The sequence below is a fragment of the Draconibacterium sediminis genome (genome assembly GCF_000949475.1).
Classification (GTDB): domain Bacteria; phylum Bacteroidota; class Bacteroidia; order Bacteroidales; family Prolixibacteraceae; genus Draconibacterium; species Draconibacterium sediminis.
The window spans coordinates 317,245-338,787 of sequence record NZ_JRHC01000004.1; the positions used below are offsets into that span (position 1 = coordinate 317,245).

12 protein-coding genes are annotated in these 21,543 nt (G+C 42.3%); 10 read left to right on the forward strand and 2 right to left on the reverse strand.

All coding sequences use genetic code 11. The features are described 5' to 3' along the window. The first annotated feature begins 1 nt into the window (after window position 1). The 9 genes from LH29_RS15750 to LH29_RS15795 all read left to right on the forward strand — a co-directional run bounded on the left by LH29_RS15750 (window position 2) and on the right by LH29_RS15795 (window position 17,862). Window positions 2-3,349, forward strand: a complete 3,348-nt coding sequence (locus LH29_RS15750; RefSeq protein ID WP_045031524.1) for a golvesin C-terminal-like domain-containing protein — start codon at window positions 2-4, stop codon at window positions 3,347-3,349. Window positions 3,350-3,435: 86 nt separating this feature from the next. Further along, window positions 3,436-4,932: a TolC family protein gene (locus LH29_RS15755; RefSeq protein WP_045031526.1), complete on the forward strand. Its 1,497-nt coding sequence runs from the start codon at window positions 3,436-3,438 to the stop codon at window positions 4,930-4,932. Window positions 4,933-5,021: 89 nt separating this feature from the next. Then, on the forward strand, window positions 5,022-6,080 hold the full coding sequence (locus LH29_RS15760) for an efflux RND transporter periplasmic adaptor subunit (protein WP_045031972.1): 1,059 nt from the start codon (window positions 5,022-5,024) through the stop codon (window positions 6,078-6,080). Window positions 6,081-6,110: 30 nt separating this feature from the next. Continuing rightward, on the forward strand, window positions 6,111-9,206 hold the full coding sequence (locus LH29_RS15765; protein ID WP_045031528.1) for an efflux RND transporter permease subunit: 3,096 nt from the start codon (window positions 6,111-6,113) through the stop codon (window positions 9,204-9,206). Between the two features lie 45 nt (window positions 9,207-9,251). Beyond that, window positions 9,252-9,644, forward strand: coding sequence for a GxxExxY protein (locus tag LH29_RS15770; protein ID WP_045031973.1), 393 nt, complete (start codon window positions 9,252-9,254; stop codon window positions 9,642-9,644). 34 nt (window positions 9,645-9,678) lie between these two features. After that, on the forward strand, window positions 9,679-14,400 hold the full coding sequence (locus LH29_RS15775; RefSeq protein ID WP_045031530.1) for an efflux RND transporter permease subunit: 4,722 nt from the start codon (window positions 9,679-9,681) through the stop codon (window positions 14,398-14,400). A gap of 54 nt (window positions 14,401-14,454) precedes the next feature. After that, complete coding sequence (locus LH29_RS15780) at window positions 14,455-15,129, forward strand: hypothetical protein (RefSeq protein ID WP_198152478.1); 675 nt, start codon at window positions 14,455-14,457, stop codon at window positions 15,127-15,129. 493 nt (window positions 15,130-15,622) lie between these two features. Next, window positions 15,623-16,882, forward strand: a complete 1,260-nt coding sequence (locus LH29_RS15790; protein ID WP_045031536.1) for a peptidase U32 family protein — start codon at window positions 15,623-15,625, stop codon at window positions 16,880-16,882. A 71-nt stretch (window positions 16,883-16,953) separates the two neighbouring features. After that, the gene (locus tag LH29_RS15795; RefSeq protein ID WP_157493727.1) at window positions 16,954-17,862 is read left to right on the forward strand and encodes a hypothetical protein; all 909 of its coding nucleotides are present in this window, start codon (window positions 16,954-16,956) and stop codon (window positions 17,860-17,862) included. Window positions 17,863-18,492: 630 nt separating this feature from the next. Here LH29_RS15795 and LH29_RS15805 read toward each other — a convergent pair. Together LH29_RS15805 and LH29_RS15810 are read right to left on the reverse strand one after the other, a co-directional pair. Then, complete coding sequence (locus tag LH29_RS15805) at window positions 18,493-19,404, reverse strand: sugar phosphate isomerase/epimerase family protein (protein ID WP_045031543.1); 912 nt, start codon at window positions 19,402-19,404, stop codon at window positions 18,493-18,495. Between the two features lie 30 nt (window positions 19,405-19,434). Beyond that, complete coding sequence (locus tag LH29_RS15810; protein ID WP_045031545.1) at window positions 19,435-20,559, reverse strand: acyltransferase family protein; 1,125 nt, start codon at window positions 20,557-20,559, stop codon at window positions 19,435-19,437. A gap of 130 nt (window positions 20,560-20,689) precedes the next feature. On the opposite strand from LH29_RS15810, the gene LH29_RS15815 reads away from it, so the two are divergent. Then, a complete protein-coding gene (locus LH29_RS15815; protein WP_045031547.1) occupies window positions 20,690-21,514 on the forward strand; it encodes a mechanosensitive ion channel family protein in 825 nt (274 codons plus the stop codon). The last annotated feature ends 29 nt before the right edge of the window (window positions 21,515-21,543 follow it).

Sequence of the window (21,543 nt, forward strand, 5' to 3'; positions counted from 1 at the left end):
AATGATTTCGTTACATAACATATTCTCAATAGCAAAATACGAGCGGAAAACACTATTCCGCAGCTGGTTTTTCCGCATATTCAGTATCCTCTCATTATTCGTATTGTTTGGAATGAACTTCGGAATGGTGATTGAAGGCGGCGGTGGCGAAAGCTGGGCCATTCGTGCTATTCCGAGTGCTATCCCGTATTTTAATTTGCTGATATTAAATGTGGCCCAGGCGGTAATTGCTGTGTTTTTGGCGTCCGACTTTTTAAAACGCGATAAAAAATTAGATACTACCGAGGTAATATACATGCGGTCGATGACCAACGGCGAATACGTTATCGGAAAAACACTGGGCAACATGCAGGTGTTTATGATTCTTAACGTTGCTGTGGTAATTCTGGCACTTGTTTTTAATGCGCTGGCAAAAGGTACTCCCATCGATTGGGTTTCGTACGGCGTATATCTGGTGCTGATAAGTATTCCAACCCTTGTTTTTATTATGGGCTTGTCGTTTTTGCTGATGAGTGTAATCCGCAACCAGGCCATCACTTTTGTGTTGGTGCTTGGTTATATCGGGATCACCCTCTTTCTCTTACAGGCAAAATATTATTACATTTTCGATTACATGGCGTTTAACATCCCCATGTTAAGTTCCGATATTGTTGGATTTAGCAATCTTGATGTAATTCTTATCCATCGCGGAATATATTTCGGGCTTGGATCAGGTTTCATTTTCCTTACCATTTTCTTACTGAAACGACTGCCACAGTCAGAAGCAATGACTTACGTGTCGCTTATTTTCAGTGTAATATTTATTGGTGGAGCCGGTTATCTGGCTTTTAATCACATCAACAGTTTCAAAAAAACCGAAGCTTTACGAGCCGATATTATCGAGCTGAATAATCAATATGTAAAAGAACCACTGGCCGATGTGCTTTCGCACGATATTGTACTCGATCATAATGGCGAGTCGTTGAATGTTCAATCGGCAATGTTGCTAAAAAACAATTTGCAGCAGCCTTTGTCGAAACTGATTTTTAGTTTAAATGCGGGCCTTGAAATTACCGATCTGAAAATAAACGGAAAAACAGCACCATTTGTACGCGAAGATCATTTGGTTATTGTTTCCGATCAACCTGGATTGCAACCGGGCGATAGTACAAAAGTTGAATTTACATACAACGGAACAATCGACGAAGCGTATTGCTACCTGGATATCGACGAAGAATTACGGCAGGAAAAATACGGACAATTTGTATTGAATGTGGATAAACGTTACGCTTTTGTAACGCCTGACTATGTGTTGCTTACGCGTGAAGCCAACTGGTATCCGAAAGTTGGTGTTACCTACAGCTCTGAAGATGTGAGTTGGTACAAACCCGAGTTTGTGGATTATTCGTTAACGGTGAATACAAAAGAAGGATTGCAGGCGGTTTCGGAAGGTGAAATGACAGCCGTTTCGGCAGGTAAGTTCCATTTTGAACCGCAAACACCGCTAACACAACTTTCGTTGGCAATTGGTAAATACGAATATAAAAGTCTGGAGCATAACGATTTCGAATTTGGCATCTGGCTTATCGAAGGTCACGACCATTTCAGTACTGTTTTCCCCGAATCGAAAGACACACTGGCTTCCGTAATTTACGAACGTTTCGAAGATTTCCAACGTGGTTATAACCTGGAGTACAATTCCGATAAACTGGCATTGGTTGAAGTTCCGGCGCAGTTTAAAACCTACGAGCGCATGTGGACATCGGTACAGGAAGTTATTCAGCCCGGCAAGGTGCTTATTCAGGAAAAAGGCTACATGTTTCGCGAAGCCGATTTTGAAAAACAAAAAGAACGAATGGACCGGTGGAGAGGCCGTGGAGGCGGTGGCGAGATGACCGATGAAGATAAAGAGTTGCGCGTGCTTGGGCAGTTTCTTGAGAAATTTACCGAAGAAAATGAAACCGAACGCCGTTGGAGGCGTGGTGAAATGAGCATGGATCAGTCGCAAAATCCGTACTTTATTTTTCCGTGGTTATACAATTTTCAAAACAATATTCAATCGGATAAATGGCCGATTACCAATCGCGTTTTCGAGGCTTATTTAAAAAGCCAGTCTACCGATATGCGATCGATTTTTATGAGTAGCATGAGTGGTGAAAGCCCCGAGATTATGGCCAATATTGCCTTGCAGGATTATTCGTTCGAGGAAATTCTTGCCGACCCTGATCAAAGCGATATCGTAAACAGCGTGATTAAACTGAAAGGCGATGTGCTTTTCTCAACCGTAAAACTGGAAGCCGGCGAAGAAGATTTTGAAGATTTTCTGCGTGGCGTATTGGAAAAATATAAGTACCAGAATATTTCGTTCGAGGAATTTGACGAAGAGATTAAAGCCAGGTTTGGTATTGAGCTTGAGCCAATGATGAACGGTTGGTTTAAGGCCAAAACGTTGCCGGGCTACCTGGTTTCGCCCATAAAAGGTGTAAAAGTAAAATCGGGCGATGCCATGAAAACCATGATCTCGCTGAAGGTTACCAACTTTTCGGATGTTGATGGTTTGGTAAAACTCACGTTCCGACTTGGAGGTGGCGGCGGTGGCCGTGGTTTTGGCCCTCCGGGAATGGGCTCGGAAGATGCAATAGACAAGCTGATTGAATTGGCAGCCCACCAAACGAAAGAACTGAGCTACCTGTTTGATGGTGCGCCGCGGATGGTTATTTTTAATTCTTTAACATCGAAGAACGTTCCGCAAACCTATATGGAAATGTTCCGCGAAGTGGAAGAAGACCTGAAAGCCAGGGTGTGGGAAGGAGAACGTATCAGTTCAACTCCGGTTCAAACAAAACTACCGAATGAAGAAATTGTGGATAACGAAGATCCGGGTTTCGAAATTACTGAAAATCACCAGGTGAGTTTGCTCGAAAAACTAATTGTAAAAGAAGAAGAGACAAAACAGAAATATTCGAGTGTAAACCAGTGGAGACCGCCGTTGTCGTGGACCGCCACAACCAGCGATGAGTTTTATGGCGAGTACGTTCGTTCGGCCTACTACATAAAAGGCGGAAATGGCGAGCAGGTTGCCCGCTGGAATGTTCCGGTAAAAGAAGCCGGTTACTACGACGTTTATTACCACTTTTATAAAGGACGCGGATTTGGCCGTAACCGTGGAGAAGAGAAGGGAAGTTTAAACTTTATTATTCATGGCGACGACGGAGCGGAAGAAGCTTTCCTTGATTCGCAAAGTGCCGAAACCGGGTGGGTGCATTTAGGCTCATTTTATTTCTCGTCGGAAAAGGCGGTAATTGAATTAACGGATAAAACTGAACTGCGAATGATATACGCCGACGCAGTAAAAATTGTGAAATTATAAAATAAATCAGCATACGTTTCGATCTAAGTGCTTGCAAAACAAGAACAAGTTCGGAACGGAACCATTGAAGAAAAATTTTAAAGAAGATGAAAACAAAAATCAAACTTATGCAAAAGCTGGCAATTGCCTTGTTTCTTATGGCGGCTGCAACTTTTGCTGTTCAGGCACAAGAGGCCTTAACCCTTGAAAGGGCTTTGAGTATTGCCGAAACGGGAAGCCCTGATTTGAAGCTCTCGTTGTTAAATCTCGAGCGCTACCAAAAAAACCTGGAAGCCCAGCGAGCCGCTCTGAAATCACGTTTCTCGTTGCAGGTTAATCCTGTAAATTACAGTAAACAGCGGCGTTTCGACAACCGTGTTTCCGAGTGGTATACCAACGAAAACTTCGAAACAAGTACCTTGTTTACAGTTGCTCAGCCAATTTTAATAACCGATGGTACCATCTCGCTAACCAACGAGTTTGGCTGGTCGAGTAATAATTCAAGTTCATCGTTTACCGAAAGTGAGGTCTTTTTTAATAACCTGTATTTGAACCTGAATCAGCCCTTATTTACTTATAACACTTTAAAACTTCAATTGAAGGAGCTGGAGCTGAACTTTGAAAATGCCCGAATCAGTTACGCCATGCAGTACCTGAACCTTGAAAGAAGAGTGACGGAGTTTTTCTACAATGTTTATATGGCGCAAATGAACTTGTCGATTGCAAAAGACGAACTGGCCAATACACAAAAAAGTTACGACATAATAAAAAACAAGGTTGAAGCCGGTTTGGCAGCAAAAGAAGAAGAATACCAGGCAGAATTAAACCTGGCATCGGCAAAATCTACATTGCAAAACAGCGAAGTAACCTTCGAAAACGCCAAAGATCAATTGAAGCTTTATTTAGGCATGGATCTTTTTGAAGATATCATGATTTTAGCCGACGTGAGTGTAAACCCTGTTCCTGTTGATTTGGATAAAGCCATTGAAAATGGTTTGGAATCAAGAATGGAGCTGCGTCAACGCGAAATCGATGTGGAAACCAGTCAGTTTGATCTGATCAGAACCAAAGCACAGAACGAATTCAGAGGAGATATGAATTTGCGATTTGGTATTACCGGCGATAACAATGAGTTGGGAAATATTTACCAAAACCCAACAAAAAGTCCGTCGGTAGGTATCAGTTTTAATATCCCAATTTTCGACTGGGGCGAGCGTAAAGCACGAATTGCCGCGGCCGAAGCAGCTATCGAGTCGCAGGAGTTGAACCTGAATGAAGAAAAGAAACAAATTGTTGTTGATATTCGCCAGGTTTACCGTAACATCCTAAACCAGTTGAACCAGATTGAACTGGCCAGACAAAATGAGCGCAATGCTCAGCTAACCTACGAAATTAACCTGGAGCGTTACGAAAACGGCGACCTGACAGGTATGGATTTAAACCTGTATCAAAACCAGCTTTCGTCGCAGAAAGTGGCATTAAGCCAGGCACTTATCAATTATAAAATCGAGTTATTAAACCTAAAAATACAATCGTTGTACGATTTCGAAAAAGACGAAGCCATTATTCCTGAGGAATTGTACGTAACCGATGGTCAAGAATAAAACTGAAACGAGTCCCGAATAATCGGGCCGAGTTCCATCTTATTCCTTAGAAAACAAACAATTTTAATAAGATGAAAAATATACCAAAAATGAAACATATAAAATTACTTATCCTGTTAGGTGTTGTTGTTGCCGCCATTTCGTGTAACAACCAAACCGGTTCTGAGTCAACTGAGTTAGCTGTTCCTGTTTCAGTTGAAAACATCAAGCTTAAAAGTATTCAGCAATTTGTAAGCACTACCGGAACTGCAAAAGCCGTGTACGAAACTGAATTGAGTTCTGAAATTCAGGGAAATTATATTTTGCAAACCAACCCGAGAACGGGCCGCAAATTTCAATTGGGCGACCGCGTTGAAAAAGGTCAGGTTATTATAAAACTGGAAAATGCAGAATACCTGAACGGGCTGAATATTGAGTCGACAAAACTGAATCTCGAGATTTCGCAGCAGGAATACGAAAAGCAGAAGTCGTTGTACGAAAAAGGTGGTGTAACTCTTCTCGAAATGCGTAACTCAGAAGTTTCGATGATTTCAGCCAAAAACAATTTCGAAAGTGCTGAAATACAGTTGGCAAAAATGCAGGTTGTTGCTCCTTTTTCAGGAATTATCGTTGCGTTGCCATATTACACCGAGGGTGTTCGCGTATCGTCCGGCGAAAGTATGGTTAGCCTGATGAACTACAACAAAATGTATGTAGAGATTAACTTGCCCGAGAAAAACATTTCGGAAGTTACAACCGGACAGGAAGTAATGATTACAAACTATACGCTTACTGAAGATACGCTTGTGGGGCATGTTACCGAACTGTCGCCAATTATCAGCGACGAAACACGCACATTTACTGGTAAGCTCGAAATTGATAATCCGGAGTTGAAACTACGTCCGGGAATGTTTATAAAAGCCAACATTATTACGGCTCAAAAAGACAGTGCCGTTGTTATCCCGAAAGACGTGATAATGACCGGCTCGCGCGGAAAATATGTATTTATTGTTGGGCGTAACAGCGCTGCCAACGATCGTCGCATCACAACAGGTATCTCCAACCAGGATGAAATTGAAGTAGTTGAAGGCCTTAACGCGAACGACCGTTTAATTATAAAAGGATTTGAAACACTCCGCGATAATTCAAAAGTAAAAGTGATTTTATAGTGTAGCCGGTAAAACAAAGACAAATCAGTTATGAAAAAATTAACGCAATTTTCTGTCGATTACCCGGTTACCGTTTTAATGGTGGTGCTTGGCGTTTTGTTGCTGGGCTACATTTCGTACGATAAATTGGGAGTCGATCTGTTTCCCGATCTGAATTCACCCCGCATTTTTGTGGAAGTGACTTCGGGCGAGCGGCCTCCGGAAGAAATGGAGCAGCAGTTTGTTGAAAACATCGAAGCGCTTGCCATTCGCCAGTCCGACGTGGTGCAGGTAACTTCTTCATCAAGGGTAGGATCGGCACAAATAACCGTGGAATACGCCTGGAATAAAGATATGGACGAAGCTTTTCTCGACCTGCAAAAGGCCTTGAATACGCTTACCCAGAATTCCGATATCGACGAACTTCAGATCACCCAACACGATCCGAACACCACCCCGGTAATGATAATTGGGCTAAAGCACAACGAAATTACCAACATGAACGAGCTGCGAAAAGTAGCTCAAAACTACGTTAGAAACGAGTTGGTTCGTTTGGAAGGTGTTGCCGAGGTTGAGCTGTCGGGCCAGGAAGAAAGTGAAATTATTATTGAAACCGATATTTACCGGCTCGATGCGCAGGGGCTTAGCATGGATGAAGTAGCTTCGCGCATTCAGAATTTTAACCGCAACGTTTCCGGTGGTCAAATTACCGACATGGGTACGCAATACATTGTAAAGGGTGTATCGATGTTGCAAACTGTTGAGGATTTTGAGAACCTGATTGTGGGGTACAAAGCGGTTCGCAGCACCGAAACAAATGCCAGTCAAAATCAGGGCTCAATGGCTCCGGTTTATCTGAAAGACGTGGCAGCGGTTTCTATCGGTAATAAAGAACCAACAAACATTGTTCATATTAACGGCGAACGTTGTTTGGGGCTTTCCATTTTTAAAGAAACAAAATTCAATACGGTAAATGCTGTTGAACAGATCAACGAAGCGTTGGTAGACATTGAAAAAGCACTTCCGGGTTATGAGTTGATTGGCGTTACCAACCAGGGGCGTTTTATCAGCAGTGCCATTGGCGAAGTACAGGAAACTGCTTTGCTGGGTATTTTGCTGGCCGTGGTGGTTTTGTTTGTTTTCCTTCGTCGTTTCGGAACTACACTGATTGTAAGTATTGCCATTCCGATTTCAATTGTGGCCACTTTCAACCTGATGTATTTTAACCACCTCACCATAAATATTATGACATTGGGAGGGCTCGCCTTAGGTGCGGGTATGTTGGTTGACAATGCCATTGTGGTTTTGGAGAATATATTCCGAAACCACGAAAACGGTATGAGTGTAAAAGATGCAGCAATAAACGGAACTGCCCAGGTGGGAGGTGCTATTACGGCATCAACACTTACAACCATTATCGTTTTCCTGCCCATCGTTTATTTACACGGTGCTTCGGGCGAGTTGTTTAAAGATCAGGCCTGGACGGTAGCATTTTCACTGCTTTCGTCGTTGGTTGTGGCTATCTTCTTAATCCCGATGATGTACCACCGTTTTTACCGTAAACAAACCGCGCCGCTGAAATCAAAATCGGTAAAAGTTGGCGGTTATGGCCGTTTTCTATCAAAAGTTATTGATGCAAAATGGGTGGTAATAATCATTACAACTTTAGCCATTGGTGGAGCCGGTTTATTGATACCGCAGATTGGTACCGAGTTTATGCCAAAAACACAAACGCACGAACTTACTGTTAACCTGAAATTGCAGGAAGGAACAGAACTGGAACGCACAGAGTCGACAGTGAGAAACCTGGAAGGTATTTTAATGGACTACCTGGGTGACAACCTGGATAAAATTTATTCGCAGGCCGGTCCGTCATCAAGTATTTCGGGTGACCAGAATGCTGTTTTTGAAGGCGAAAATACGGCAGAGTTGAAGGTGATTCTTAAACCTGAATCAACCATATCAACCGAAAGTATTGTAAAAACACTCGATCAGTTAACAGCCAATATCGAAGGACTGGAAGTGAATTTCTCACAGGAAGAAAGTGCACTGCAGTCGATTCTTGGAACCGACGAAGCACCTGTTGTGGTTGAGGTTCGTGGCGAGGAACTGGACGAAATTGAGCGTGTTGTTAACCAGGTAAAAGAAAAAATGCAGGGTGTTAACGGCCTGTTTAATATTCAAACATCGATTGAAGATGGTGCGCCTGAAGTTGAAATTCATGTCGACCGCATGCGTGCCGGAATGTACAACATCGATATCAACAATGTAATTACGCAAATGCAGGATCAGTTGCAGGGTAAAGATGCCGGAGCACTGGAACGCAGTGGCGAGATGCAGGATATTACCATTAAAGTTCCGGAGAAAGGTATCGATGAAATCGGTTCGCTGATTATTACATCGGGCGATCAGGTTTTCCGTTTAAGCGAAATTGCCGATATCAGTTACGGCGTATCGCCCAAAGAAATTTTCAGAAGGAACCAGAACCGCATAGGAAAAGTTACAGCACAGTTGGAAGACGGTATTCCATTGGATCATGTAGCAAACGATATTCGTGTGCAAACAGCAGGCATCGATTTATTACCCGATTACCGAATCATGGTAACCGGAGAAGAGGAGAAACGTCAGGAATCGTTGACTAACCTTACTTTTGCATTGTTGCTTTCCATTGTGTTGGTATACATGGTGCTGGCCTCTCAGTTCGAGTCGCTCATTCACCCGTTTACCATTCTGTTAACTATTCCGCTGGCTGTGGTGGGTAGTGTTCTTGTTTTCTTTATTCTCGGAAAAACATTCAACATCATGGCCATTATCGGGGTGATTATGTTGGTGGGTATTGCCGTAAACGACTCGATCATTCTGGTCGACCGTATCAATCAGCTCATCCGCGAAGGAGTAGAACGAAAACAAGCCATTCTGCAAGCCGGGCAGCAACGTATTCGGCCAATTGTTATGACCAGTTTAACAACCATATTAGCCCTGTTACCACTTACCGTTGGTTTTGGCGAAAGTGCATCGTTGCGTTCGCCAATGGCGCTGGCAGTGGTTGGCGGTTTGGTAACATCAACTTTGCTTACCCTTATTGTAATACCTTGTGTTTACGATGTTTTGGATAGGGTGAGGAGTGTTTTTGTGAAGAAGAATTAGAACACAGATGACGTTGATTTAACTGAAGCTCGCTGATAGATGAAAATGGATTACAAATATTCTGATTTAACCGAAGCAATAATTAAATGCTTCTATAAGGTCTACAATGAATTGGGATATGGTTTTCTTGAAAAAGTCTATCACAATGCACTTTTAATTGAGTTGCAAAATGAGGAGTTGAAAGTTGAATCGCAGAAACCAATAAAAGTAAGTTATCAGGGTGATGTAGTTGGAGAATATTATGCCGATATTATTGTGGAGGATGTTGTAATTCTTGAGCTAAAAGCAACCGAAACTGTGACTGAAGCGCATGAGTTTCAACTGATAAATTATTTGAAAGCGACGAATATAGAAATTGGTTTACTGCTAAACTTTGGGAAGAAACCAGAAATACGGAGGAAAATATTTACTAATAATAAATCTGTGAATATCAGCTAAACCTGCGTCATCAGCGTTCCATTAAACGAAAATTATGAAATTCATTATCAACAGAAAAATATTCATCAGTATGCTGTTTCTGGGATTAACCATGTTGGGTTATATCTCTTACAAACAGTTGCCGGTGGAACTCATGCCAAATGCCGAGCTCCCGATGCTGTATGTCCAGATCCGGTCGCAGATTGAGGTCGATCCGAGCTATTTGGAAAATCAGGCCGTTATTCCGGTTGAAGGAGCGATCGGGACGATGGAAGGTATTGAAGATATGGAGTCGTCTATAAATAACCGATCGGCATCTATACAGGTAAATTTTAAACAGAACGTCAATTTTAAATACACTTTCCTGAAATTGCAGGAGAAGATTGATTTGATTGCCGGCGAGCTCGATGATAACTTTACTGTAACGGTTAACCGCGTTGATCTGGATCAGCTTACCAATCAGTTTATGGAACTGCAGATTCGTGGTAGCGGGGGAGTTGATCGTGTGCGTAATATCGTTGACCAGGAAATTACCGCCCAAATGGAGAACATTGACGGGGTGGCTTCGGTTTCGGTTTTTGGTGGTAAAGAGCGTTCAATTGAAGTAACCTACGATGCAGGTGCCTGCGAAGCTTACGGAATTACACCGGCTCAAATTCGAAGTGCTATTTCAGGCAATTCTACCAACCGAACATTTACCGGTTACCTGCACGATGCACAGAAGCAGTATTTTGTGCATGTTACGGCTGAATACGATAAAGTTTCGGATATCGAAAACATAGTTGTGGCCGATGGCCCGATTTATTTAAAAGATGTAGCCGATGTATTTTTTGGCGTAAAAGAAGAAACATCGATCAGTCGTATAAACGGATTGGATGCGGTTTCGATGAGCCTGGTGAGCGATTCGCAGGCCAACCTTATCGAACTGTCGCATAACGTACAGGCCGAAATTGCGGAATTAAACAGAAAACTGGCTGCCAAAGATGTACAAATCGTGGTCCAGACTAACCTGGCCGAAACCATGGAGAAAAACATCGATCAGATTATTGATCTGGCACTGGTTGGAGGCTTGCTGGCCATTTTTGTACTTTGGATGTTCCTGAAAAACCTGCGCATTGTTTCATTTATTGCACTGGCCATTCCAATTTCGGTATTTACCGCATTCAACCTGTTTTACGCTTTTAATATTTCGCTGAACAGTTTAACGCTGGTTGGCCTGGTTTTGGCCATCGGAATGCTGCTCGACAATAGTATTGTTGTGCTCGAAAATATTTACCGGCTCTCGGGGAATAAAATGAGCCCCGAGCAATCGGTAACGCAGGGAACAAAAGAGGTTTGGCGTTCGATTGTAGCGGCTACACTTACAACTGTTACCGTATTTTTACCCTTTGTTTTCTCGGCCGATTACATGGTAAAACTGCTGGGTAACCACGTGGGCGTTTCCATTATTTCAACGCTTATAGTTTCGTTATTTGTGGCTTTGCTGCTCATTCCAATGGCGGCTCACTTGCTGTTGCGCATAAAGCGCCAACACAATGTGTTTTACGAAAAAGTAACCACCAATAACCGAATTATTCAAATTTATATTCTGCTGCTGAAAGCCAGTATGCGTGTTCCTGCGCGTACGATTATCGGTGCATTGGTATTCTTCTTTTTAACCGTATTTATAGTGTTGGCAGTTAGTGTTACCAACCTTCAGGAGGTGGAAGAGGAGCAATTCAATATTTACGTTACCATGCCAACCGGTACAACACTGGAAGCAACCGACAAAGTTGTTGCCGATGTGGAAAGCAGGCTGGAAGATGTTGCTGAAAAGCAGGACCTGTCTGCCAATATCGAGGCCGAGGAGGCGATTCTGACATTTATTCTTCGTGAAGATTACAAAGATATTGATGACCGTAGCATTGAAGAAATCAAAAAAGATGTTGAAGATCGTCTTCGTAATGTTTCGCAGGGAGAGGTTGGACTTGATGCACCTACGTCGAGTGCACGTTTCCGTGGTGGTGGCGGCGGTGGTCGTTCTGGTACGCAGGGATTCCAGCAATTTATGGGAATTGGCTCGAATCAGGAACGCGTGGTGATAAAAGGCGAAAACTTTGAGGTAATGAAAGGTGTGGCTGAAGACTTACTGTACTACATCGAAGATCTTGAAACGATTCGTCGTGCAAACATTAGTGTGGCGAACAACCGGCCCGAAGTACATATGTATTTCAACCAGATGCTGCTGACCGAATACGGAATTACACTTCAGAATATAACTTCGGAGTTGGGAACATTTACAAGCCAGTTCACCTCGGGTGTGAATTTCAAACAGGGTACGGAAGAATATGAAATCGTAATCAAAGAAAAATTACCCGATGGTGTTGAAGAAGAGGAGATTGAAAAAGGTATTGAAGATCTTCGTCGCCTGCAGGTAAGCAATAACCAGGGCGCAACCTATGATATGGATGAACTGGCCGATATGGTGTATGCCGAAGGAATGGCCAGCATTACCCGTGTAAACCAGGAAAAACAGATTGAATTAACCTACCGGTTTGTTGATGAGGCCAGCGAATCGAAAGATCTGCTGGAGGCTTACCGGTTGGAGATTGACGAAATAATCGGTGCTTATAAACTACCTTCCGGAGTTGCCGTTGAGGTAATCCACGAAGAAGATCAGTATGCCGAATTTAAGTTTCTGATTGCCGCTGCATTCATTCTTATTTTAATGATTCTGGCATCGGTTTTCGAATCGGTATCAACACCGTTTGTGCTGATTTTCTCTATTCCGCTTGCGGCTATCGGATCATTCCTGGCACTTATTTTTACAGGAAACAGCCTGTTTAACGCCAACACTTTAATGGGCTTTATTATCCTGATTGGGGTGGTGGTGAACAACGGAATTATACTGATTGATTATACCAACATTCTCCGAAAGCGGGGCTTCCGGAAGTCGCGTGCTTTAATGGCTGCCGGTCTTTCGCGTGTTCGCCCGATTTTAATTACTGCCATTACTACCATTGTTGCGTTATTTCCGCTGGCAATGGGGCAGGCCGAATATGTGGGTGCCATTGGCGCTCCGTTTGCCATTACTGTAATTGGTGGTTTGGCATTAAGTACGGTGCTTACCCTGGTTTTCATTCCAACATTATACGCCGGAATGGAAAATGCGTTAGATTGGATTAAATCGTTACATCTTGGATTAAAACTGGGCATGTTAGCGGTGTTTATTATAGGTGCTGTTCTTATTTACTTGCGCGTGGATAGCTTTGTATGGCAACTGCTTGATTTTATTCTGTTGATTATTTTGGTGCCGGGTGTTGTCGCTTTTACAATGACCAGTTTGCGCCAGGCCAGCGAAAAAATTGTAGATGAAAACGAGCCGATAAGAATTAAAGTAAGAAGGCTGGTGAAAATTTACGACCGCGATTCGCGATTTGTACGTGAGTGGAAATCGGGATTAAGAATTCGCGAGCGTGCCGGATTAACGAAAGATTATAAGCATCTCCGCGATTTTTCTGACCTTGTATGGCAGATACCGCTGTTTGTTTTTGTGGCTTATTTCACCTTTTTCTACATCGAAAGCCATTTGTGGATGTGGGTGTTGTCGCACGGTGTTTTCTTCTTCCTTTTCCTATTAAGGGTACCGCTAAACCAGGTGCTGATCAATAAACACGAAGCAACGGGTAAAGCTTTTTATCTTAAACTGAATAAGTGGATATATAACATATTGTTCTGGATCGTGCCGCTTGTTTTCCTGCTCTATTTCTACAAAGACTGGGATAACCTGGGCATGGTGATTTTCCTTGCGATTATTTGGTATGTTCTGTTGGTGTTCTATGCAACAGCAGAATACATCCATAACAAAGACGTAAATATTGCGCGTATCGAAGGGCGTTTTGGTGCCCTGCGTCGTGGATACTTTAACATGGTTCGCCAAATTCCTGTGATCGGAAAACGCAAGAAACCTTTCCGTGCATTAAACGGCGTTTCGCTGGAGATTAAAACGGGTATGTTTGGATTACTTGGACCAAACGGTGCCGGTAAGTCAACCATGATGCGGATTATTACCGGTGTGCTCGAGCAGAGTTACGGAAAGATCTGGATTAACGGAATGGATACCCAAAAATACCGTGAGGAATTGCAGGGATTGATCGGGTATTTACCACAGGCTTTTGGAACCTACGAAAATATGTCGGCATGGGAATTCCTCGATTATCAGGCTATCCTGAAAGGTATAAAAGATACCAAAACGCGTGAAGACCGTTTGGAATATGTACTAAAAAGTGTTCATATGTGGGAGCGCCGGACAGATAAAATCGGTGCATTCTCGGGCGGTATGAAACAACGGATTGGTATTGCACAAATTCTGCTGAACCTGCCACGTATTTTGGTGGTTGACGAACCTACCGCCGGTCTCGACCCGCGCGAACGTATTCGTTTCCGTAACCTGCTGGTAGAGCTGAGCCGTGAGCGGATCGTAATTTTCTCGACTCACATTATCGAAGATATTTCAAGTTCGTGTAACCAGGTAGCCGTAATTAACCGCGGTAACCTGAAATATTTCGGAACACCAAACGATATGGTGAATATGGGTAATAATTTTGTTTGGCAGTTTTCGGTTCCGGCTAAGGAATTCGATAATATGGCCAATAAACAAATGATTGTTCACCACATGCGCGATGGCGAAAATATTAAGATGCGTTGCCTGGCAAAAGAAAAGCCGGCGCCCGACGCGGTTAATGTATTGCCAAACCTTGAGGATGCTTATTTGTGTTTGTTAAAAGACTTTGTTTAAGGAATTATGGAAAGACAATTCGATATAAAAAACAGGCTGTATATTTTAATTAAAATGATACGGTATAATTTACGAATCATTTTTGCCAACCGCTTTATATGGTTTTTAATAGCAGCACTTGGTTTCTTTTTATTTTTTGCCATACAAACGGTATATAACGGCGGCTCCATGTCGGAAGAAATGGTGTATAGCTTACTGATATTTCCTGGCATTTTGCTCATTTTCTATCCCTCGGTTTTTGGTATACAAAACGACGATGATTCGCGGATGCTGGAAATACTTTTCGGAATACCGAACTACCGTTATAAAGTTTGGCTGGTGCGTTTGGTAATGATCTATACGCTGGTATTTGTTATTATCTTTCTGTTTTCGGCCCTGGCTTCGGTGCTGCTGTACAAAATTAACCTGCTTGAAATGTCGTACCAGTTAATGTATCCGATTATATTTTTAGGATCGATGGCATTTATGTTCTCCACCATTGTTAAAAACGGAAACGGAACAGCGGTAACCATGGTTTTAATTGGTGTGGCACTGCTGATATTGCGCGAAGATTTAATGCAGGGTACGCAGTGGGATGTTTTTCTGAACCCGTTTGAAATACCAAATAACCTGAACGAAGTGATCTGGATAGGAATAATCCGGAAGAACCGGATTTTTATGGGGATCGCCACTTTGGTGTTTGTTTTGTACGGCCTTTTTAATTTACAGAAACGCGAAAAGTTTGTTTAAGCAATAAGAATAGAGGTGTGATGCCCTTACTCTGAGTTTGAGTGAGGGCATCGCTGTTTTTAGGATGTTTGTGACTCTCAAATAATCTTCCTCCGGAAATTCAATGGGTAATGTTCAATAAACTGTGTCATGAATAACGCCAAGGAACACATAAAGGTTGTTAAGGAATGGAAGATGGCGTGAAGGAACTCATGAGCAACGTGAAGGAACACAAGGTAAGCGTCAAGGAACGCATGAGCAGCTTTTAAGGAATATGTGGTAAGCGCTAAGGAACGCATGAGCAGCTTTAAGGAACACGTGTTAAGCGCTAAGGAACCCTTGAGCAGCGTTAAGGAACACATGGTGAATGCTAAGGAACGTATGGGCAACGGTAAAAAATACATAACCCACCTGATGAATGGGATAAGCGATGTCCTCATTATTTTCATCACATGCGTAATTCCCAAAAACTCTTAACTTTGCACCGCAATTTTTAAAACTTCACGCATAAGCAATGGAAAGAAGAGATGTGGAAATAATGGCGCCGGTTGGTTCGTACGAATCGTTAATGGCAGCCATTCAGGGAGGAGCCGGATCGGTATATTTTGGTGTTGAAAACCTTAACATGCGTTCGCGCTCGTCTAATAATTTTAATCTCGACGACCTGCGTAAAATCGTACGTATTGCCACCGAAAATAAGGTGAAAACTTACCTTACCATGAACGTGGAAATTTTCGACGGCGAACTGGATAAAATGCACGAAGTTATTGATGCCGCTAAAGAAGCCGGAGTGTCGGCAGTTATTGCAGCCGATGTTTCGGTAATTCAATACGCCCGTTCCGTTAATCTTGAGGTGCATATCTCAACTCAGGTAAATATCACCAACATCGAAGCTGTAAAATTTTACTCCAATTTTGCCGATGTAGTGGTGCTGGCGCGCGAAATGAACCTTGGGCGCGTTTGGGAAATCAGCGACCAGATTAAAAAGCAAAATATTACCGGGCCAAACGGCGAACTGATGAAAATTGAAATGTTTGTGCACGGTGCACTGTGTATGGCTACCAGTGGTAAATGTTACCTCAGTTTGCACGAAATGAACTCGTCGGCAAACCGTGGTGCGTGCCTGCAAACCTGTCGCCGGGCTTACACGGTTACCGATAAAGAAACCGGTGCCGAGCTGGAGATCGACAACGAATACATCATGTCGCCCAAAGATTTGAAAACCATTCATTTCCTCAATAAAATTCTCGATGCCGGAGTTTCGGTGCTAAAAATTGAAGGGCGTGCCCGTTCAGCCGAATACGTAAAAACAGTTGCGCAGTGCTACCGCGAGGCTGTTGATGCTTATTTTGACGAATCGTTTACCGAAGAAAAAGTTGAGGACTGGAATACGCGCCTGGAAACTGTTTTTAACCGTGGATTCTGGGATGGTTATTATCTTGGTCAGCGACTGGGTGAGTGGAGTAAAAACTATGGATCAAGGGCGAGCAAACGCAAATTGTATATCGGGAAATGCACCAACTATTTCAAAAAAATTGGTGTAGCCGAATTCAAACTGGAAACCAACAACCTGAAAGTGGGGGACGAGATAATTGTTACCGGCCCAACAACAGGGGTTTATCAAAACAACGTCAGCGAAATTCGTTTCGATCTACAACCGGTTGAAGAAGGCTTAAAAGGACAACGAATCTCTGTGCCAATCGATGAAGTAATCCGCCGTGCCGATAAACTTTACAAGCTGGTTGATGCATCGCAGGTAAAAGAAAGACGATAGATTTATTTTACATTGTTTCCATTTCTGATAAAAACGGCTTAAATTAAACGCTGTAAGTCAAAGAGATGGTTGTGAGAAAATTGCTATTTGTTTTTATGTCGCTTATGGTTGGTGCATTTTCTGTAAATGCACAGCTTATAGGTTTCAGGGTGGCAGCCAATTCGGGTATGCTTATGTCCGAATTCGGAACTTCTGATGTGCCACATCCCAACGCTTTGCTTGCTTCGCCGGCTACCAGCAGCGACAGATTTACCCCGCAATTATCGGCCGGTTTGGAAGGTGAAATTCTGTTTCAGGTTACCGAAAAAACCTATTTTGGCATAGAGCTGGATTATACACACCTGAAAGGTTTTAACGACGATCCACCAGTTTTTAACTATTTTCTTACGCCTTATTTTCAGTATTACCAGGATGAGTTTATTGTTTCTCCACTGGAGTACAACACCCGCTTGTTTAATGTGGCTGTTAACTACAAATACTTTTTTATGCCCGACAAAACCTTTACGCCTTTTTTTAAACTTACAGGTGTTGTGGCATTGGTGGGTACTGAATTAAGGTACCGGGATTTCTCTCAGGAAGAACCTTTGCCTGGTTTTGATTTGAACGTAATAGATTATGCTTTTAATGATGGTGAAGGTGCAGATGTGCTTTATGCGCGGGGAACATCCATCTCGGAGCAGAAAAAATGGCCGGCATTTCACGTAGGCGGAGGAATTGGTTTTGATTATGCCCTAAGCGATAATTTACTGTTTGAAATTGATGGAACATGTACCGTTTTAAACTCAGGCATTATCGACGGGGTGCCTAATTTCACTTATGCCAACGAAGAGGGGGCTGATCTGCTAAAATACAACCGCCGTTTGTCGTTAACCACACAAATTAGTGTGGGATTGGTATTCTTATTTGAAATTGGCGACGGCGGACGAGGCGGCGACGGAAGGATTGATCCGAACTTCCCATTCTACCGAAACAAACATTAGGATTGTTTTATTCCAGACAAAGTTGATAAAACATTTGGTGCATTGTTAACTATGGGGTATACAGTCAGCTTATAGTTTCTTTTAATTATTTCGTCCGGGACAACGAAAAATCTTTATTCAACTTTCTTCGCCGGACTAGATCTGCTTCATTCTCTTTTTCCCGGCGCTTCCTGACTTTCGTCAGTCGCACCGGGTTATTGCCTGTCGCCCCCTTGGGGGCTTTTAATAAAAAGCGCTGAAGTGCGATATATTTTAGCCCGGGGCAGAGTAATTCTATGAATTACGTCACCCTGGGTAAAGGTCGGATATATAAATCGTCCGGCGAAGAAAGCCGTTCAACGCTGGCGGTTGTTCCGGACGAAAATAACAATTGCTCCATTTCAGTAGAGGTATATAAAAATAAGGGAAGCGATGAATATTCATCGCTTCCCCTTTTTTTTGAAAGACAAACAACTAATTACCTTTTCAACTTTGTATTAAGTTTTTCAATCAACCCCTTTAAGTCATTTCAGGTATACAAAGTTGTTTAGATTTACGCGTACACCACTTTATTGTTTCGAAATAAAGCAGGATTAACAAAAATTAATGGTAAATCGACTGAAAAGAGTTAGTTAATAAGTTGTTACGTGTCTATAATGTTTTAAATACTTTTTCAAGAAGTGCCTTTGTGGCTATTACACCTTCGCGCTCCGACAGCTCGGAACCTTCAAATTCAATACCCACAAAACCTTTGTAACCGGCCTCGTCAACAATTTTCATCAGTCGGTAATAATCCATATTGGCTTCGTCGCCGGCTGCATTAAATACATTTGTTTTTGCACTCACACCTTTTGCATAAGGCATTAAAAGTTCAACGCCTTTGTAGCGGTCGTATTCTTCGCCGGTGTCGCGGTTAATCATAAAGTTTCCGAAATCAGGCAAAGTGCCCACACGTTTGTGGTCAACCATTTTCATTACCCCCGAAAGCCATTCACCATTGCTCGATAAACCACCATGGTTTTCAACAATAATGTTAATTTTTTGGGTATCGCCATATTCGCAAAGCATGTGTAGTCCATCAGCAGCAAGTTTTTGTTGCTCTTCAAATGTACCCCGGCTTCCGGCATTTACACGAATTGAATGGCAGCCCAAAAATGCAGCGGCATCAACCCATTTTTTATGATTTTCAACTGTTTTTACACGCTCGTCTTTTTCCGGATGGCCAACCATTCCTTCGCCATCGCACATAATTAGCACGTTGGCAACACCTTCGTTCTTTGCAATTTTCTTTAGTTCGCCAAGGTATTTTTCGTCCTTTGCTTTGTCTTTAAAAAACTGGTTTACATATTCCACTCCGTCAATTCCCAGTTCACGGGTAACTTTCGGAAAGTCGAGATTTGTCATTTCATTGGCAAACAAAGCCTTGTGAAACGACCATTCGGCTAATGAAATCTGGTAACGCGGTTTTGCGCTATTCATTGCAAATGCCGGAGACACAAGCATTGTTCCTGCCGTTGCAGCGGCTGTAGTTCTTAAAAAGTTCCTACGATTTGTTTTCATCATTTTATAAATTTAGTTGATATCAAGTAAGTTTTAAACTCTAAAATATATTCGTTTTATAAAGAGGTAATAGCAAAGCAAACATTCCAAGACGAGAACGCTTAAGGCAGTTGTGAGGTTTATCAAAAATTCAGGAGTTTTAAACCAGCTCAGAAAACCTGTAGTAAAAATGGCTACGAATCCGTTTAACCATTGGCCTCCAACCGTATTCGAGAAAAGATAGATAAAAATGGAGTTGGTGCCAACAACTACAAAAGGGAAAATCCATTGGTTGATTTTTTTTATGTCGATAAGCCAGTAGCTAAAAGCCAGTACCAGCAGTGCCCAGCCACCCGATGCCAAAACAAACGACGAGGTGGAAATACGTTTTATGATTGGTGTTACCGAAGTCCAGTCGAGTAAATAACCCATGAGCAGAATAATCAAACCTCCAATTGCTAATTTTTTTACTTTTTCAGTCTGGCTTTTACCCGACTGCAACAGTTGCCCGGCCACTACGCCCCAAATGGTATGTGCGGCTGTTGGAATACAGTTGATGGCTACCCAGCCACCGCCGTTGTTAATTTTTCCCATTAATAGCATGTCAACCCAACTCCCGAAATTATGATCTTTTACAAAGGGTTGATTATAGCCATCAAGCGGGAAAGTACGATAAAGAATTTCAGTTAGCAGCAATAAGCCAAACGAAACAATAATTTGTGTTGACCACTTGCAGTGCATTAAAAAGTAAGCGATTAAAATGGTTACCGAAAGTTGCGATAAAACGTTCCAAAATTCCCAAACCAATTTTCGTTTGTAGCCACAGTGCAGGGCTACACCAAATGCCAAAAGAATAATGCAACGTTGTATGATATGCCGGGTGATTGTTGTTTGTGAGTCGCCCCGTTTTTTTCGTTTGGCATACGAAAATGGCATTGCCACACCAACGATAAACATAAAAAAGGGTTGAATAAGATCCCAAAAACGCAACCCGTTCCACGGATGGTGATGAAATTGCAGAAAGAAACTTTCAACGACGGTTTCCGCAATTGGAGGCTCAACTAAAACCGACCACAAATGTGTGCCTTCAGCTACCAACAGAAACATCGTAATTCCGCGAAAGAAATCCAGCGATAACAGGCGATCCTCAGAAAAGAGTTTACTTGACTTTAAGTTCATTAAGTAGTAGTTAGTTGAAACAAATGTAGCAATATTTCCTGTTTAATTTGTATGTGAACATTTGTTCTGCCGCCTATTGATTCAGGTTTGATTTTTACCTAACTTGAAGAATATTATTAATTAATGTACTATGAATGAACAAGTAACAGGTTATATTGAAAAGGCCTATGATTTGATAATTACCTACGGTTTAAAGGTAATTGCGGCCATTGTAGTTCTGATACTGGGTTTTTGGATTATTAAAATTATTACCCGGAGAACTGCAAAAGTTATGGAGAAACGCCACGTTAATGTTTCGGTGAGCGGGTTTTTACAAAGTTTAATAAACATTCTTTTAAAGGTGATGCTTCTGATAAGTATTGCCAAAATGGTGGGGATTGAAACCACGTCGTTTATTGCGGTGCTTGGTGCTGCCGGACTTGCTGTTGGCATGGCGATGCAGGGAACACTGGCGAATTTTGCCGCAGGAGTAATGATACTGGCTTTTAAACCCTTCAAAGTGGGCGATTTGATTGTTTCACAAGGGCACCTGGGAACCGTTAAAGAGATACACATTTTTGTTACTATACTTTTAACACCCGAAAACAAAACTGTAATCTTACCCAATGCCTCGGTATCGGGCAACGACATTGTAAATTATACTACTGAAGGTTTGATAAGGGTGGATATGGATTTTGGTATTTCTTACGGTTCAAATATTAAACAGGCCAAAGATGTGCTAATGAAGATAATTGAAAGCCATCCGAAAGTACTGAAAGAACCGGCACCTTTTGTTGGTGTAAAAGGTCTGGGCGACAGTTCGGTGAACCTCGCCGTTCGGCCCTATACTTTGCCTGCCGATTACTGGAAAGTATATTTTGATGTGTACGAAGCTGGAAAAATTGCACTCGATGAGGCCGGAATTGTAATTCCTTTCCCACAAATGGATGTGCATTTAGACAAACTGGAGCAATAGATTCAGACGATATATTAATAAAAAACTCC